We start from the raw sequence: 16,120 nt of genomic DNA on the forward strand, positions 1-16,120 counted from the left end.
GCCCTTACGGTGGCAACAATGCAGAGATTGTGAGAAAGATAGTGGTCAACAGCCGCCTCCTTCTGGGTAGCCCTGCCGACGGCGGTCTGGCCTGACAAGGTTGTAACATTTGACGTATGGCTTATCTGGCGCGAATTCTGTCTCTGTACGAATATGTGAACTACCTCCTAGTAGTTCATGTTTTTTTTCCGCATCGCCGCTGGGTTCGGCTTGCGTGGAGATCAACAATATAGCGATCTACGCGCGTCGCCATCGCCACGTTACCAGCCCCAACAGCGTCGATAGGAGCAGCAGGCCCCACAGCGACAGCGTGGGGATGGTCGCCGGGGCGACCGGCATCGCAGGCGCACTTGCATCCACGATACGGCCATTGGTCGCGTCCAGGTCGCCGTCGCCCAGCGCGCCGTTGGTCAGGGTCAGCACCACCGCAGAGCCGCTGATCGTGGCTCGCGGGGAGGCGTACCAGTGCGCGCCCTGGCCGGGCGTGGGGCCGTGCTTCCAGAACTGGTTGGCGGCCATTGCATGCGGGGAGGTGATGGTGATCTGCACCGTGCGGCTGGGCGTGCAGCCTTCGAGGATGAGATCGAACAGGTCAGCCGCCAACTTCACGCTGGCAGGGGGCGGGGCCGCGGTGGACGCGGCCACGAACTGCGCGTGGGTAAAGCCGCAGCCCGCCCCGCCACCCGTCACCACGGCCTGCGCCGTCTGGCCCGGCTGGCTGGGCAGGGGCAGCGCGGGCGTGGTGGCGGGGCCGGGCGACTGGAAGGCTTGCGCGGCCGTGCCGTCGCGAACAAGGCGCAAGGCCAGGGCGGCGGTCTTGGCGGCGGGGTGCGAGGCGCTGTCGCAACAATCCACGCCCCACGCTTGGGCGGGCGCGGGGTGGGAGTTGGTGGACGACCAGAAGGTGCCTGCGCCCGGCGCGGCCGAGTCCACGGTGGATTCCAGCTCGGTGCGGTTGGACACTCGCCAGTCGGTTTGGCCTTGGTGGAGCGCGGCGTTGGCCTGCTGCCTGCTGCCAAGTGAGCAGCGCGGGCGTGCCGGTGCAGGCGCTGCCCGATGAGGTCTGGCCCCAGGGGCAGGCGTCCCATTGCAGCGGGGCGGCCTGGGCAGTGCAGGCCAGCAGGGCCGGGGCGGCGGCGGTTGGATACTTCATATCGGTGGTACCTTGACCTCGAAAACTTCGATCGTCACCGAGACGGGCGCGCTCTCGTTGTCATCGACATCGATGGCGGTGTAGGTGAACGTGTCGAAGCCGGTGGACGTGCTGCTGATGGGCACGTAGCAGATGATGGCGCCGAAGAAGCCCCAGGGGTTGACGGGGCCGGGCGCCGGCGCGCGTCTGCCCGTGGCGTCCATATGCTGCACCGAATCGACGGTGTCGCGGAGGGGCACGCAGATGCTTTTGCGGATGCCCGCGCTGGGGCTTGGGGCCGCCAGAGATTTCGAGCCGCCCACATGATCGGTCAGGTACCGATCTGATAGCTTTTGGCGCCCGCTGAGGAGGCGCTTCAACCACTTTCTATTCACAACCTCGTTTGCGCCGCTGCAGCGCGCCCGCGCCTGCCAGCAGGCCAGACAGCAGCGCCAGCCCCGCATGGCCCAGTGTGGGGATGGCGGCGGGGCCACCGGGACCGCCCGGATTGCCGCCGGGGCCGCCCGGGCCGGCCTGCACCTGCACGCAGCCCGAGAACTCGGAAGTCTCCAACTGGTTGTTGCCGCCGAAGTTGTGCGTGGCCGTCATGGTCAGGAAACTCCCTGCTGGCACGGCCGGCAGGTTGATGCTGCCGGTGTAGGTGCCGCTGCCGTCGGTACCCGCTTGCAGCCCGCCCAGGTAGGTACGCCCCTGGGGCGTGCAAGTGGCGTTGCTGAATACCTCGTAGATATGTGTGGCATTGGCAGCCGCGTTGGCAAGGCTGAAGTTCACCACTGTGCCCTGCGCATTGCCCGTTGTGCTGGTGATGGCGGGGGCGGGCTGGCCGCTGTTCACCGTGACGCTGCCGCCAGCGGTGTCGATCAGCTCGATGCCCGCCAGCGCGTTGCTGTGGATGCTGTTGCCCCGGATGCTGTGGTAATGCAGGTCGGGCGCGCCCGCATCGTTGCGCTCCACGCGCACGCCGTTGCCGCCCCAGTGGGCAATGGTGTTGCCCTCGCCGGGGTCGGCGCCGCCCACGCGGATGAGCGATGGGCTCCAGGCCGTTCCGCCGTTGGTGATGTACACGCCGCTGCCGGAGCCCGCGATGTTGGCCGCGCCGTCCGCCCCCACGCCGATGGCGTTGCCCTGCAAGGAAACGCCACTGACGCCGCCATACAGGAGCACCCCCGTGTCGATGGCGCCGATCACGTTGCCATAGAGGCCGCTGCCGCCCGATGCGTCAACGGCCACCCCCACATAGGTGCCGACGCGCAGCAGGCCCGCGCGGTTGGTGCCGATGTAGTTGCCCCGCACCTGGGTGCCGGTGGAGGTGGAGCTCACCGAAATGCCGAAGCTGAGGGAACCGCTCACGATCAGGTTGCGGTCAGCGGGGGCGCTGCCGCCCACCATGGTGTTGGCAGCGCCGTCGTAGATGAAGATGCCCCGCGTGTTGGCCAGCGTGCCCGTGGCATCGGCGATGGAGCCCGAGCCGTCGGTGCCGATGAAGTTGCCCGCAATGGTCACCCCGCTCAGGCCGCCCGGCACGTTCAGCCCGTTCAGAACGATGCCGTTGTTCTGAAAACCCGTGATCGCCAGGCCGCGCACCACCGAGTTGGACGCGCCCGCGTCGAACCGCAGGCCGTTTGCCGCGCCCGCGTTGGCCCCGTGCAGCCGCACGTTGACGACGGCGTTGTTGCCCACCGCCAGCGTGTTGGCGCTGGAGCCAGGCTGCGTGGTGCCATCGATCACGATGAGCCTGGCAATGACGGGCAGGGGCGAGTTGGGCGCAATGACGGCGGGCGTGTTGGGCGCGGTGGGGACGTTGAATTCGATGCGGTGGGGGCCTGCGTGCATGGAGGATTCCAGCAGGGCCGCGCGCAGCGAGCAGTGGCCGACCGTGGTGGTGCACAGGCCGTCGCCCAGACTAGTGTCGATGCCGTCACCTTCTTCGTTGACAACGAAGGTAGCCGCCCCCGCAGGGGGGCAGAACAGGTACGCGAGCAGCAGCGCGGCGGACAGGGTGCGGATGGTTTGCATGGATGGTTCCTCCTCAGTAGGCCTTTTTTGAGTGTTTTTGGGTACTAGCGCTTGTCCATCAGACGCGAATAGCTCTCTTTTTGATAGTGAATCGGTGGCACAGGCCCAGAGCGCCCAGCAGGCCAGAGAGCAGCGCCAAGGCGGCGTGGCCCAGCGTGGGCACGGCCACGGCGCCACCTGGGTTGCCTGGCCCACCCGGCCCGCCTGGATTGCCAGTGCCCGTCACTGTCAGCGTGAACACCGCGCTGGCGGTGCCGTCCTTGTCGGTGGCGGACAACATCAGCGGGTAGGTGCCAGGCGCGGTGGGCGTGCCGGTGAGCTGGCCTGTGGCGGCATTGAAGGCCGCGCCCGGCGGTAGCGTGCCGAGCAGCGCGTAGGGCTGGAGAGCGTCGCCGTCGGTGGCCGTCACGTACTGCGCCAGGGTGTGGCTGAAGGGTTGGTTCACCGGCACACTGGCGCTGCCCGGCGTCACTGCGGGCGGCGTGGCGTCGCCGCCCGCGCCGCCTTGCACCTGCACGGCCACGCACCGCGAGAACTCGGAGCTCTCCGCGTAGCCGTTCTTGCCGATGAGGGTGGCCGTCAGCGCCACATGGGTGTGGCCGGCGGGCAGGGCGGCAAAGGCCAGCGTCCCGGCCCAGCCGCCGCTGGGGTGGGTCTGCACGTCGGCCGCGCCCAGGAAGACCTGGCCCTCGCCATAGCCGCTGGCATCGCAGGCGGTGTTGGCGAAGGCCTCCACGCGGTAGACGGCGCTGGGCGATTGGCTGTCCATCAGCGTGGCGTAGATTTGCGTGCCGGCGGCGCTGCCGGTGGTGCTGGCGATCATGGGTTGGCGCACCGCCCAGATGGGCTGGGGCTGCGCGGGGTCGGAGCCCACGGCGGCTGGGTTGGCAGGGTCGATCAGCTCGATGCCCAAGGCGCCGTTGCTGTAGATGCTGTTGCCGCGCCAATTATTGCCCTGAGGGTTTTTCACCTGCAAGAGGTTGTGCTCCACGCGGATGCCGCTGCCGCCCCAGTGGGCGATCGTGTTGCCCTCGCTCGCGCCCGCGCCACCCACGCGGTTGTGCCAGGGGAAGGATTGGTTGATGTTTTGCTGATTGCGGATGAACACGCCGTGGCCGCTGCCGCCGATGGGCGAGGCGCCGTCGGCGCCCACGCCGATGCGGTTGGCCTGGATGTCGTTGCTGTCGCTCTCGTTGACGATGTCGATGCCCGTCTGGCGCGCGCCGATCACGTTGGTGCGGATGGTGACGCTGTTGCTACCATAGACTTGGACGCCGGTGGCCGCGTCGCCACGCAATTGGTTGCCGCTGCGCCCGGTGCCGATGAGGTTGTCGTGGATACGGGTGCCCAGCACCCTGTCGGAGGCGGCGATGCCTATGCCATCGGTGCGGGCCACGACCAGGTTGCGCCCGGCGGGGGAGCCATCGCCGACCGAGGTGCTCTGGGCGTAGTTGGCTACGTAGATTCCGTGCCGGTTGGCGAGCAGGCCGGCCGCGTCGTCCGGCGACCCGCTGCCGTCGGTGCCGATGAAGTTGCCAAGAACCTGCACCCGGTACACGTCGTAGGTCTGGTTGGAAGTGACCAGCATGCCCGCATGGCCGAAGCGTGTGATGGCCAGGCCGCGCACCACCGAGTCGGATGCGCCGGGCCGCAGATGAATGCCGAATGTGTCGGCGCCGGCATTCGCGCCATCGATGCGCACGGTGATGACCGCGTTCGTTCCCGTGGCGGCGCTGTTGGGGGTGCCGCCGTTGGTGTAGCCGTCGATGGTGACTTGGGAGGCGATAGCGGGCAGCGGCGTGGCGGGACTGATGGTGGTGGGCGTTCCGCCAAAGTTGAAGGCGATGGTGTCCGCGTCGATGTTGGCGTTCGCCTGCTCGATGGCCGCGCGTAGCGTACAAGTGGCGCTGCCGGGATTGCAATTCACCGCGCCGCCCAGCGGTGCGTCGCCCACATTGGTGACGATGACCGTGGCGGCCCCCGCAGAGGCGCAGAACAGGCTGGCGAGCAGCAGCGTCGAGGACAGGGGGCGGCATGTCATAAGGTGTACTTTTTTCTTGCTCTAGCGCCCGCCATTCATGCGCATCAAGCTAACTATCTTGATAGCCGTTGATATGTGACAGGGCTCAATCCACAGATTTTTCAGTGCCCCCAGGGCTGCGGCAATGACGGCAAACGCCAAGGAAATGACGCCACACGACACGCCCTATTTGCGACAATTTGTGCAGGTATCCGAACCGGAAACACAACAGGAAAGGAGCGGCGCATGAGCCCCTCTGTAGACTCACCCCAGACCGCAGAAGCGGCGGCCCCTACGGCGACGCTGCGCCTGTCCGGCATGCCCGGCGACCGGAATTTGAAGGCCATGCGCGACTACCTGGCCGGCTTGATGCGGGTGGATGTTGCCCCCGTCCACCAGAACCAGCCGCTGCATTACGAGGCTGGGCTGCGCACCTTGCCGGGTGCCAGTTGGGGCAGTTCACAGGCCAGCGCCGTAAGCAGCACGCGCACGGCGGCCTTTTGCAAGGACGGGCAGGACGATTTGATGCTGGTGATGCCCTCAGTGGGCATGACCATCGGTCAGCCAGGCCGTGATGCACTGCGCGTGCGGCCGGGCGAGGCGGCCCTGCTATCGCAGGCGAGGCCTATGCAGATCGTGATGGAGCAGGCAGGTGCATCGTGGGCCCTGCGCGTGCCGCATTCCGAGATGGAGCGCATGTTGCCGCGCCTAGGTGAAGCCCCCATGCTGGCTCTGCGCCCCACGCCCATGCTGGGCCTGCTGCAGCGCTACGGTAAACTGATCGAATCAGAGCCCCTGGAAGGGGCCGGCAGCCAGCAGTTGGTAGTGCGCCAGCTGCAGGACATGCTGGCCGTGGCCATGGGCCAGTCGCCCGACTATGCTGCCTGGGCTGAGGAGAATAGTCTGGCTGCGGTGAGGCTGCGGGCTGTACGTGCCGACATGGCCGCTCACCTGGCCACCAGCCGCCTGAGTCTGCAATCGCTCGCTGCACGCCAGGGCATATCGGCACGTCAGTTGCAGCGCGTGCTGGCATCGGCAGGTACCAGCTACGAAGAAACCCTGCGCCACACCCGCCTCCAAGCTGCCCATGCCATGCTGAAGGAGCCACGTAACGCGGGAATGAGCATCGAGGTCGTTGCATGTGCCTGTGGGTTTTCAGAGGCGTCGGCTCTGGGCCGGGCGTTCAAGCAGCACTACGGTGTGACGCCGGGCGAGGCACGATGGAGGCCGCAGTGAGTCGGCCTGAGGGCACTAACTGAATCGCCCCGGATTCCCTAGACACTTTTGAGCCGTTGGAAATGGCGTCTTTCGAACTCTACCGGTGAAGTATCTCCGGCAGTGCCGTGGCGTCGCTTAGGGTTGTAAAACATCTCGATGTAATTGAAGACATCGGCTCTGGCTTGATCGCGGGTTGGGTAGATCTGGCGGCGGATTCGCTCTCGTTTCAAAAGTTGGAAGAAGCTTTCGGCCACGGCGTTGTCATGGCAATTGCCCCGACGGCTCATGCTGGAAACCAGGTTGTGAGCGCGCAGGAAGTCTTGCCATGCATGCCCAGTGAACTGACTGCCCTGATCAGAGTGGACGGTGACAGCGGCTTTGGGTTGCCGGCGCCACAATGCCATCAGCAGCGCGTTGAGCACTAACTCAGTGTCGATGCGGTGCCCCATGGACCAGCCGATCACCTGCCTGGAGAACAGGTCGATGACGGCGCTCAGGTACAACCAGCCTTCATGGGTGCGGATGTAGGTGATGTCGGTCACCCATGACTGATTGGGCTCGCTGACATTGAACTGGCGCTGCAGATGGTTTGGTGCCACCACCGCTGGCTTGGCGCCACGCGGGCCAGGTCGGCGTCGATAGCCAGTTTGTGAACGCAGGCCTTCAAGCTTGAGCAATCGGGCCACGCGGTGCTTGCCGCAGCGCTCTCCCAGGTCGAGCATGTCCATCGTGAGCCTGCGATAGCCATAGACGCCGCCACTCTCCAGCCACGCGTGCTTGAGCAGGCCACAAGCGTTGATCGTCCTTGCCACGAGAACTCACCGCATCGCACTTCCAGGCGTAGTAGCCGCTGGGGTGCACGGTCATGAGCTTGCACATGCGGCGAACGCTGTGCTGGTGTTCATGCCGCTCGATGAATGCGTACCTCACCCGGACTGCTTGGCAAAGTACGCTGCGGCCTTTTTTAGGATGTCGCGCTCCTCGGTCACACGTTTGAGCTCGGCCTTCAGTTTGCGCAGCTCATCCGCCTGTGACCCCTGCGCTTGATGTTGCGCTGCGGGCATTCGATGGGCCTTGATCCACTGATACAGGCTGTGCTGGCTAACACCAAGCCTGGCGGATACGTCGGCCACCTTGTGGCCACGCTCGGTGATCTGTTTGACCGCTTCGGTCTTGAATTCTTCGGGGTATCTTTGCTTACTCATGGCACCTCCTATTGGGCCTCAGGTTTGAGGCTCAGAGGTGTCTAGAAAACCCGGGGCGATTCAAGCGGACGCTCAACGCTTAGCGCTTAAGCTAACCGGCACTTTGCGCTGGCAGCGGATAAACCACCTTGAACTGCTCACAGGCCAAGGGAATAGAGTCAGAAAAGACGCGCATGGAAGAAGCGCATTCCCGCGTGAAGTAAGCTCTGTGCGCGTCCCGCCAATACGTGAGAGAACCATCACCTTCTCCCTCAATGGACGCGAACTCAGATGTAACTCGATCAAAGGGAACTATATCGACTTGAATGGTTTCGATGATGCATAACGGCTTTCCGCTGGAGTCAGTGACAACACTGAGATCGCCTTTCTTCGGAATTGGCTTCCCGGCATCTTCATACGACCAGACGGAGCCGGCGGTCGCCCGCTTTATGCGACTTAGAACCAACTGTCCGAGTTCGTCTGCCATTGCAGGAGAGTCGCCGAAGGAGAAAGCCTCATAGAAGCGACTTTCCTCGACATCACGAACGATGTCCAAGTACTCGCGCCACATGGATTGGACATTTGCGGGGATCACCATCATGCTGAAAGTGTGCGGCCTAACGTAACTTAGACCGCAAAACCTGGGGAATAAACTGGATTGTTCGGGATACTCTGGACAATTTTTCCTCCTGAAAGCGGCTTGCAGCCTGGGTTTGCAAGCGCAGGGCTGCTCAAACATTCAGGTGTAGAAATTCCCGCAAACCCCGCAGGCTTCATCTGGCCCAACTATAGCCTGCGAATTTGCTAAGGCAGGTCTCTCGACAGTCGCTTTTGGGCCGCAAGCAACTGGGGTACGAATCAATGACCGCTTAGGGGAATGGGGGCCAGCGTCGGCTTCGGGCCCGTTGCCGCTTGCTTTCACAACGGTGGCGAGCGGTCATTCAATCGACGATCCGGCGCCACCGGTGCGGTAAGGGCTCATCGACGCGGCTGGCCGGCTGCCTAGGCAGACGCTCCAGGACATCGTGCAGGTATGCCTACGGACCGTGTCCGTTGAGTCGCGCGGAGTGAACTAGGTGTCATGATGAACGCGGCACGCAGTCCTACTCGAAGTGAGCCGGCGAATAGCCAGTTCGAACATCCTGGCGCAATCGGGCCATACGATTCTCTAATCAGCGCGGGGTGACGCGCCCATAGGCCCGGCGTGCGACATCGGTGCGTTCGAGGCACCGCTGTCCGTGGTGGCGCCACCTGGCGGCGGCGCACAGCCTGCCGCCATCCCCACGCTGTACTGGACATGTCTGGCCTTGCTCTCCACGCTGCTGGCAGGCTGGGGTGCAGCATGCCGCCGCAGGGCTGGTTAACTATTGTTTTGATGGCTGCCAGCGATTGATGGACTGGCGTTAGATCCTGATTTTTATTGAGGACTTGACCTCAGGCCGGCACGAACTCCGGCCGGTCATTGTTTATGAGGCTGAGTGGAGCGGTCACCTTGCCCTCGGCTCGCTTCTTGCCGGCCGCCCACGCGTTGAGCCGCGCATGGGCCACGGTGCTGTCCTTGGCCAAGCTGGCTGCCAGACAGGGCCTACTCGCGCGCATCAAGAACGAAGTGTGTGTGCATTGGACATGCTTACCCGCCAGCTCACGGTGCGCTTGGCAAATACGCCGATGACGAAGGCTGCGTACAGCCAGCCTTGCCAAGTCGAGACGTACATGAAGTCGCTGACTCACCAATGGTCGGCCGCTCGACCCGGAACTGCCGGTTGACCCGGTCTAGAGGGCATGGGCTTTGGTATCGCCAGTGGTGGTGCGTACGACCTTTCCATGCATCACTGTGCTCGACGCCCTTTGTGAGATTTCAATCAGCCTTGCATTCCAAATGAGGCCGAATTTACGGCTATTTTGTCATTGCATTTTTTTTGACAACGTCTAAAACAGGTGGTTACGATTGGGTTTTTCCTAGGGGCCTGCTGCGAGGTGTTGAGCATTTGGACCCGAATATTCAAATGCTATGACGTGCAAATTGCGGCGCCTAGTGCAAATAGCGCTGCTGGAGCTTCAGTCGGCTTCAGCGCGGGATCGGCCGGCTCGCACATGCTGCTCATGTCGCGGCATGTGAGCCAAAAAATTACTACACGATTATCGGAGGGGCAATGCTCATGGCTAAACAGTGGAACTCACTTCGGTTCATGAAGTTGACCAGCCGCAGCCACGCGTGCCGGGATGAGGAAAGCACTAGCTCTCGCTGGAGCAGGCAGATGATTGCCGCATTGGCCTGCCTGCTCCTCTCCTGGGCTATGCCAACGATGGCGGCTACGACCACGCTGACTCTTCTTCTTGACACCGACAACAATCCAGGGACCGGCTGCACTGTGACCAGGACCGCAGGTAGCTTCGTCGGGGCCGAACGTGTGTTGATCACCGTCGTGGAAGCGGACGATACGGGATACCACACGCAGTCCATCAGTGTGCAGGCATGCGCAGGCGGTAGCCTGGGACCCGCTCAGGTGGTGGATAACACGCCCACGCCGATCGCGCCTGGCATGGGGGCGGCAGGCACGGCGGCGGTGGAGACCTACATTCGGTCCGAGCAACTGCCCCCGGGCGTCGGGCCGCAGATGCGGGTGGGCCTGTTTGCGGCGGGCTCGGGCGGCGTCATGGGTGAAGACGCCTTGCTAGGACCCATCTTGCTTGCTCCCCCACCACCCGGAGCTACGAGCATTCCCACAATGAGCATGCCCGCGCTGCTGGCTACGGCCCTGCTGCTGGCAGCCGCGCTATGGCTAGCGCGGCGCCAGGGCTGGGCGGGGCTGCACCGCCTGGGAGTCGCGTTGCTGGCGGTGGCGATTTCAGGCCAACTGCTGGCCGCCATCGTGCGAGACGGGCTGGTAGCCGACTGGACGGGCGTGCCTGCACTCGCCAGTGATGCGGCCGGTGACGTGGTGGGAGGGACTGGTACCGACATCAGAGCGCTCTACGCGACTTCCGAGCCCGGCTTGCTGTTCCTGCGTGTGGACGTGGCCCTGAACGCACCGCCCGTCGCCCAAGCGCAGTCCGCCACCGCCGTGGCGGGTGTGGGCAAGGTGCTCTCGCTCAGCGGCAGCGACTATGAAAACGCCACACTCACCTACGCTGTGATCACGCCTCCGGCCCATGGGGTGCTCTCCGGCTCGCCGCCCAACGTCACCTACACGGCCAACGCCGGCTACGGTGGCGCAGACAGCTTCACGTTCAAGGCCAACGACGGCACGCTGGATTCGGCCCCCGCTACCGTGTCGCTCACGGTGCAGCTCGCACCCGCCATCACCAGCGCCAATGCCACGACGTTCCTCACCGGCCAGGCCGGCACCTTCACCGTAACAGCCACGGCCGCGCCCGGCGCCACCATCACCATCGACGGCGGCGCCTGTGTGCCCGCATTGCCCGCCAGTATTAGCTTCGCTGGCACCAGCGGCAGCAACACCGCCACCTTCAGCGGCACTCCGGCGGGGGGGGACAGCGGCAGCTACGTGTGTCCGCTGCGCGCCAGCAACAGCGCGGGCGACACCACGCAGAGCTTCACGCTGACCCTGGGCGGGTCGCCGGTGTTCACCAGCGCCAACACCACCGCATTCGCCGCGGGTACCCCGGGCAGTTTCACCGTACAGACCACGGCGACGCCGGCCACGACGGGTATCGCCCAGACGGGCACGCTGCCCACGGGCGTTAGCTTTGTCTACAACGGCCCCGGCACGCCACTCACTGCCACGCTAGCGGGGACGCCAGTGCCGGGCACGGGTGGGGCGTACCCGCTCACCCTCACGGCGGCCAACGGCATCACTCCCAATACGGTGCAGAACTTCACCCTCACCGTGAATGAGGCACCCGCCGTCACCAGCGCCAACGCCATGGCCTGCACCCTGGGCGCTGCCTGCTCGTTCACCGTGGCCACCAGCGGCTACCCGCACCCGGTCATCGCCCGCGGCGGCGTTGCGCTGCCAGGCGGCATGTCTTTCGTGGACAACAGCAACGGTACCGGCACGCTTAGCGGCACGCCCCCGCTGGGCAGCGGCGCGGCGGGGACGCATGCGTTGACATTCACCGCCACCAACCTGGCGGGCTCGTCCCCCACGCAGAACTTCACGCTGACCGTGAACCCAGCCAGCCAGACCGTGGCTTTCACCAGCACCGCCCCGGCGGATGCCAAGGTGGGCGGCGCCACCTATATCGTGGCCGCCACCGCATCCTCGGGCCTCGCGCCCGTCACTTTCAGCAGCGGCTCCCCGGCGGTATGTACCGTGGCGACCAACGTGGTGAGCTTTGTCGGGGCGGGCACCTGCACCGTGCGGGCCGACCAGGGGGGCAATGCGGACTACGCCGCCGCTGCGCAGGTGCAGCAGTCGTTCAGCGTGACCAAGAGCGACCAGACGATCAGCTTCACGTCCACCGCACCCGCCAGCGGGACCGTGGGCGGTACCTACGCGGCGGCGGCCACGGCCACGTCGAGCCTGCCGGTCACGATCACCGGCTCGGGGGCCTGCAGCGGAACGGGCACGGTGACGTTCAACACGGCGGGCACCTGCACCGTCAGCGCCAACCAGGCGGGCAACGCCAACTACAACGCCGCCCCGCAGGTGCAGCAGGCGTTCACCGTGTTCGCTCCGCAGGCCATAACCTTTACCTCCACCGCGCCCACGGCGGCGGTCTACGGGGGCAGCTACAACGCCACGGCCACGGCCACCTCGGGCATGGCGGTGGCACTCACCGTCGATGCCGCCAGCGCCTCGGTGTGTTCCATTGCGGGCAACACAGTCAGTTTCGGCGGCACGGGCACGTGCACCATCAACGCCAACCAGCCTGGAGGCGGCGGCTGGTTGCCCGCGCCCCAGGTGCAGCAGAGCTTTGCGGTCGGCCCCAACCTGGTGAACGACAGCTACGCCGTGGTGGGCAATACGCAACTGGTGGCGGAGGCGCATTCCGCGCCGGGCACGCCCTACACCTCGGCAGCGGCGGGTGTGCTGAGCAATGATGCGTCGAATGTGGCGATCACCGTGGCTGCTGGCAGCGGGGGCACGACCCAAGGTGGATCGGTCACCATCGATGCGGCGGGCCGATTCACCTACACGCCGCCCGTGGGCTTCACCGGCGCGGATGCGTTCACCTACACCGGCGCGTCCGGCGGCGTGTCGCGCACGGCCACCATCACCTTCAACGTGGGCAACATGGTGTGGTACGTCAACAGCGCGGCGCCGGGCGGCGGCAATGGCCGTTCCCACGCGCCGCTCAACAGCCTGCCCAGCAGCCTGGGCCAGCCGGGCCACACCGTCTACGTGCACAGCGGCGCAGGCACGACGACTGGGGCGTTCAACCTTCAGGCCAATCAGAAACTGGTGGGCGCGGGGGCCGCGCTGGCGGTGGGCGGCCTGTCCATCCCGGCGGGCAGCCGGCCCACGCTGGCGGGCACCTTGTCGGGCGTGCCCGGCGCCGCGGGAATCACGGTGAGCGGGGTCAACTTCAACACCGGCGGCAACCATGCCGTCGTGTTCACCAACGTCAGCGCCGACTTCGTGGGCGGCGGCATGGCTATCACCACTACCAGCGGCGCGGGCTTCTCGGCCAACAGCGGCGGCACGGTCACGGTGCAGGGCCCCGGCAATACTATCTCCACCGGGACGGGGCCTGTGCTCTACGTCAACGCCACCACCATCGGCCCGGCAGGGCTTACCTTCGAGTCCCTGAACAGCACGGGCGGCACGCTTGGCGGCATTACGCTGAGGGATACCGGCAATTTCAACGGCCTGCGCGTGACCGGCGTCGGCACCGTGGCGGGCAGCGGCGGCACCATTGCCAACAAGACCCAGCGCGGCGGCTGGTTTCAGAACACCCGCGACCTGACGCTGAACTACATGGCGTTCAACAACAATGGTACCAACCAGGAAACGGCCGCCATCTGCGGCGATGCACTGAACGGCACCAACACCAACTGCGGCGCGGGCATTCACCTGGAGGGCGTGACCAACGTGTCGCTCATCGGCACCACCGTCACGGGTGGCCAGCAGATCGGCATCAACGGCAACAACGTGAACGGGCTGGCCATGACCGGCGTGACGGTGGACAGCGTGGGCAACGAGAACCTGGAGGACGGCGTGCAATTCGTCAACCTGACGGGCACGGTGACCATCACCAACTCCACGTTCAAGAACAGCTACCACCGCCAGTTCGAGGTGCAGAACAGCGCGGGCACGCTGAACCTGACCGCGAACGGCAATACCTTTGAGGGCCTGGGTCCCCAGGTATCGACTTCCGCACAGGGCGTCCTGTTCGTGGGCCAGGGCACGGCGGTCGTGAACGGCAGCTTCACCGGCTCGCTGTTCCGCAACAATTTCGCGACGGCCTTCACCGGCCAGGGCATTGGCAACGCCCAGGTGGCCATTGACCTGGGTGCTTTGGGTGCGGGCAATGGCAACACCTTCACCAACAACTCCGGGGCCGTGCAGATGCTGACCGACAACGCGGCCACCATGGACGCCAGCGTCGTCAACAACACCATCACGGTGAACGGCACGGTCACGAGCGGCTTCACGCCCACCACCTTCCGCAAGGGCGCGAACGCCACGGGCCTGTACAAGGGGGTGTACAGCAACAACACCGTCGGCAATGGAACGGTCGGATCGGGTACGAATGCGGCTGGTACCAATGGCCTGTCCATCACCAACGATGGCACCAGCGGCGGCATGCAGATGACCGTGACAAACAACATGTTCCAGAACATCGTCCAACGCGGCATGGAGGTGTTGGTGCAGCGAAGCGACCAGGTGGGGGTGGTGGCCACGAACAATACTTTTGGCACGCCTGATGGCGGAGGCTTGGGAACCCGCGTTGGCCATGCGATCTTCATGCAATCGGCCACGAATGCCTTCGCCAGTACCTTGTGTGCAGAGATCACCGGCAACAACATCAGCAGCCAGTGGTGGGACGACATCACTTCCGGAAGCATCCGGCTGCGCATGTTTCCGCCGGGCGGCGCGGGAGATCAATTCCGCGTGCGTTTCCTGGCAGGGACAACTCCCGTCGATGTCGTCAATTACCTGAATGGGGCCAACACCAACGCCCTGACGTCCGCCACGACGCCAACCAGCTTCACCACGGGCGCAGCCGCCTGCTTTTAGGGTTTCAAGAAAAATTAACCTCCAGCGCTTTTATAGAACGCGCTGATAGCTATAAAAAAATAGCGCCTGCCCGTGCTGGCGCGTTACTGCGCTTTGCCGCTCTTGTAGAAGGTGCGCTCAGTCTCGCGCTCCCCGCTGCCATCGGGCCGGCAGGCCATGCGCCGCACGGGGCCGTGCAGGAAACCGTTCACGAGTTCGCCTTCGCGCCACTGCACGATCTCGCCAAGTTGCCCCAGCACTTCGCGCAGGCGGCCGTTGCCGCCCGGCGCCAGATCGGTGCCGTGCTCGTCCAGGCAGCGTAGATAACGGTCGCGGCCGTCGCGCTCCTGCAGGCTTTCGGTGTTGAGCGCGCCGCCGGGCCAGTAGCGCAGCCAGCGCTGGCCGCTGCCGTGCGGCTCGATGCGCAGCAGCGGCGAGCCATCGGGGTGGAAATGTTCGCTGCACAACTCCTTGCCGTGCCAGTGCAGCGCGGCGCTCTCGCGCTGGCCACTGGGGAGAAAGGTCTCGTGCAGGCCGTGGTGGCCCAGGCCCAGCGCCAAGCGGTCGTTGCGCACTGTCGCGTCTTCGCCAGAACCAGAAGTCCAGCTGCCGCTCGACTGGCTTGGGTAGTGGATCCAGTGGCGGTTGCGCTGCTCGGCCCAGCCCGCTGTCTCGCACTGCAGCAGCATGCGATCGCGTGAGAACCAGACGACGTCGCAGCCGCCGCCCTCGTTCTCGAAGGTGTTGGGGCCGATGGGAAAGCCATCCTCGAAACGCAGGCGGTGCGCGCCGCCCGCGAGCGCGATGTGCTCCACGCCGCTGCCGCGCAGGCCGGGCACGGGCGCGATGGCGAAGTAGCGGTGCGGGTCGCGCACGATGTCCTGCTCCAGCCGCTGGCGGATGGCGTGGTGCAGGGCGAAGAATTCGGTGGCGATGGCCTGCAGGCGGTCTTCGTGCGGGGCGAGACGATCCTGGTAAGCATCCCAGGCGTCTTCGTCTTCCTCATCTTCGTCTTCGTCCTCTGGATAGGCATCTGCCACGGCATTCCAGATCGCATGCGCTTCCTCGATCAGCGGCAGCGCGGGCGCATAGACGGGGTTGGCGGCGATGAGGCCCGGCACCGCGTTTGCATCGTCCAGGTGCGCGGCCACGTTGTCGAAGTACTGATCCACGCCGCCATTGGAGACCTGCGCGTCGAACAGGTCGAAGCAATAGACGGCGCGCAGGTGGGGCGCGAACGCTGACGGGTCCGCGTCGCACAGGGCATCCACGATGGCCGCGCTGAAATACGGAGCCCGCCGCAGCAGTGCGAGCCAGTCGATGGAGGGGAGGTGGTTGGTGTACGCCATGGGAGGATTTGCTTGGTGGATAAGCGGTAGAGGCCATTTTGACCATGGAAATT

At 65.2% G+C, this 16,120-nt stretch carries 9 protein-coding genes and 3 pseudogenes; 2 read left to right on the forward strand and 10 right to left on the reverse strand.

Annotation, left to right across the window (positions count from 1 at the left end; genetic code table 11):
• Positions 1-237: 237 nt before the first annotated feature.
• The 4 genes from AC07OC_RS09160 to AC07OC_RS09175 all read right to left on the reverse strand — a co-directional run bounded on the left by AC07OC_RS09160 (position 238) and on the right by AC07OC_RS09175 (position 5,210).
• Positions 238-1,146 carry an Lcl C-terminal domain-containing protein gene (locus AC07OC_RS09160; protein ID WP_494601009.1) on the reverse strand — a complete coding sequence of 303 codons (909 nt, stop codon included), beginning with the start codon at positions 1,144-1,146 and terminating at the stop codon, positions 238-240.
• Positions 1,147-1,149: 3 nt separating this feature from the next.
• The gene (locus AC07OC_RS09165) at positions 1,150-1,392 is read right to left on the reverse strand and encodes a hypothetical protein (RefSeq protein ID WP_369643951.1); all 243 of its coding nucleotides are present in this window, start codon (positions 1,390-1,392) and stop codon (positions 1,150-1,152) included.
• A gap of 127 nt (positions 1,393-1,519) precedes the next feature.
• On the reverse strand, positions 1,520-3,169 hold the full coding sequence (locus AC07OC_RS09170; RefSeq protein WP_494597054.1) for an IPTL-CTERM sorting domain-containing protein: 1,650 nt from the start codon (positions 3,167-3,169) through the stop codon (positions 1,520-1,522).
• Positions 3,170-3,227: 58 nt separating this feature from the next.
• A complete protein-coding gene (locus AC07OC_RS09175) occupies positions 3,228-5,210 on the reverse strand; it encodes an IPTL-CTERM sorting domain-containing protein (RefSeq protein WP_494600955.1) in 1,983 nt (660 codons plus the stop codon).
• Between the two features lie 225 nt (positions 5,211-5,435).
• Between AC07OC_RS09175 and AC07OC_RS09180 the strand changes: the two genes are divergently transcribed.
• Positions 5,436-6,425 carry a helix-turn-helix domain-containing protein gene (locus AC07OC_RS09180; protein ID WP_494597050.1) on the forward strand — a complete coding sequence of 330 codons (990 nt, stop codon included), beginning with the start codon at positions 5,436-5,438 and terminating at the stop codon, positions 6,423-6,425.
• A 38-nt stretch (positions 6,426-6,463) separates the two neighbouring features.
• On the opposite strand, the pseudogene AC07OC_RS09185 reads toward AC07OC_RS09180, so the two are convergent.
• The 5 genes and pseudogenes from AC07OC_RS09185 to AC07OC_RS09205 all read right to left on the reverse strand — a co-directional run.
• Positions 6,464-7,612: pseudogene (locus tag AC07OC_RS09185) on the reverse strand (IS3 family transposase).
• A 91-nt stretch (positions 7,613-7,703) separates the two neighbouring features.
• On the reverse strand, positions 7,704-8,192 hold the full coding sequence (locus tag AC07OC_RS09190; RefSeq protein ID WP_369643947.1) for an ASCH domain-containing protein: 489 nt from the start codon (positions 8,190-8,192) through the stop codon (positions 7,704-7,706).
• A 340-nt stretch (positions 8,193-8,532) separates the two neighbouring features.
• Positions 8,533-8,746 (reverse strand): annotated as a pseudogene (locus AC07OC_RS09195) (transposase domain-containing protein); the annotation flags it as partial.
• Between the two features lie 279 nt (positions 8,747-9,025).
• The gene (locus tag AC07OC_RS09200) at positions 9,026-9,157 is read right to left on the reverse strand and encodes a hypothetical protein (protein WP_494598440.1); all 132 of its coding nucleotides are present in this window, start codon (positions 9,155-9,157) and stop codon (positions 9,026-9,028) included.
• A gap of 22 nt (positions 9,158-9,179) precedes the next feature.
• Positions 9,180-9,424 (reverse strand): annotated as a pseudogene (locus AC07OC_RS09205) (IS3 family transposase); the annotation flags it as partial.
• Between the two features lie 539 nt (positions 9,425-9,963).
• On the opposite strand from AC07OC_RS09205, the gene AC07OC_RS09210 reads away from it, so the two are divergent.
• Complete coding sequence (locus tag AC07OC_RS09210) at positions 9,964-14,739, forward strand: beta strand repeat-containing protein (RefSeq protein ID WP_494598439.1); 4,776 nt, start codon at positions 9,964-9,966, stop codon at positions 14,737-14,739.
• Positions 14,740-14,822: 83 nt separating this feature from the next.
• On the opposite strand, the gene AC07OC_RS09215 is transcribed toward AC07OC_RS09210, so the two are convergent.
• Positions 14,823-16,067 (reverse strand): DMP19 family protein, encoded by a 1,245-nt coding sequence (locus AC07OC_RS09215; RefSeq protein WP_494598438.1) that lies wholly within the window; start codon positions 16,065-16,067, stop codon positions 14,823-14,825.
• Between the last annotated feature and the right edge of the window lie 53 nt (positions 16,068-16,120).

It is taken from the genome of Acidovorax sp. GW821-FHT10E04, from assembly GCF_059415185.1.

Bases quoted from the DNA above. Each gene is read 5' to 3' on its own strand.
- AC07OC_RS09170 (WP_494597054.1), bottom strand. From the start codon at position 3,169: ATGCAAACCATCCGCACCCTGTCCGCCGCGCTGCTGCTCGCGTACCTG.
- AC07OC_RS09175 (WP_494600955.1), bottom strand. From the start codon at position 5,210: ATGACATGCCGCCCCCTGTCCTCGACGCTGCTGCTCGCCAGCCTGTTC.
- AC07OC_RS09180 (WP_494597050.1), top strand. From the start codon at position 5,436: ATGAGCCCCTCTGTAGACTCACCCCAGACCGCAGAAGCGGCGGCCCCT.
- AC07OC_RS09190 (WP_369643947.1), bottom strand. From the start codon at position 8,192: ATGATGGTGATCCCCGCAAATGTCCAATCCATGTGGCGCGAGTACTTG.
- AC07OC_RS09215 (WP_494598438.1), bottom strand. From the start codon at position 16,067: ATGGCGTACACCAACCACCTCCCCTCCATCGACTGGCTCGCACTGCTG.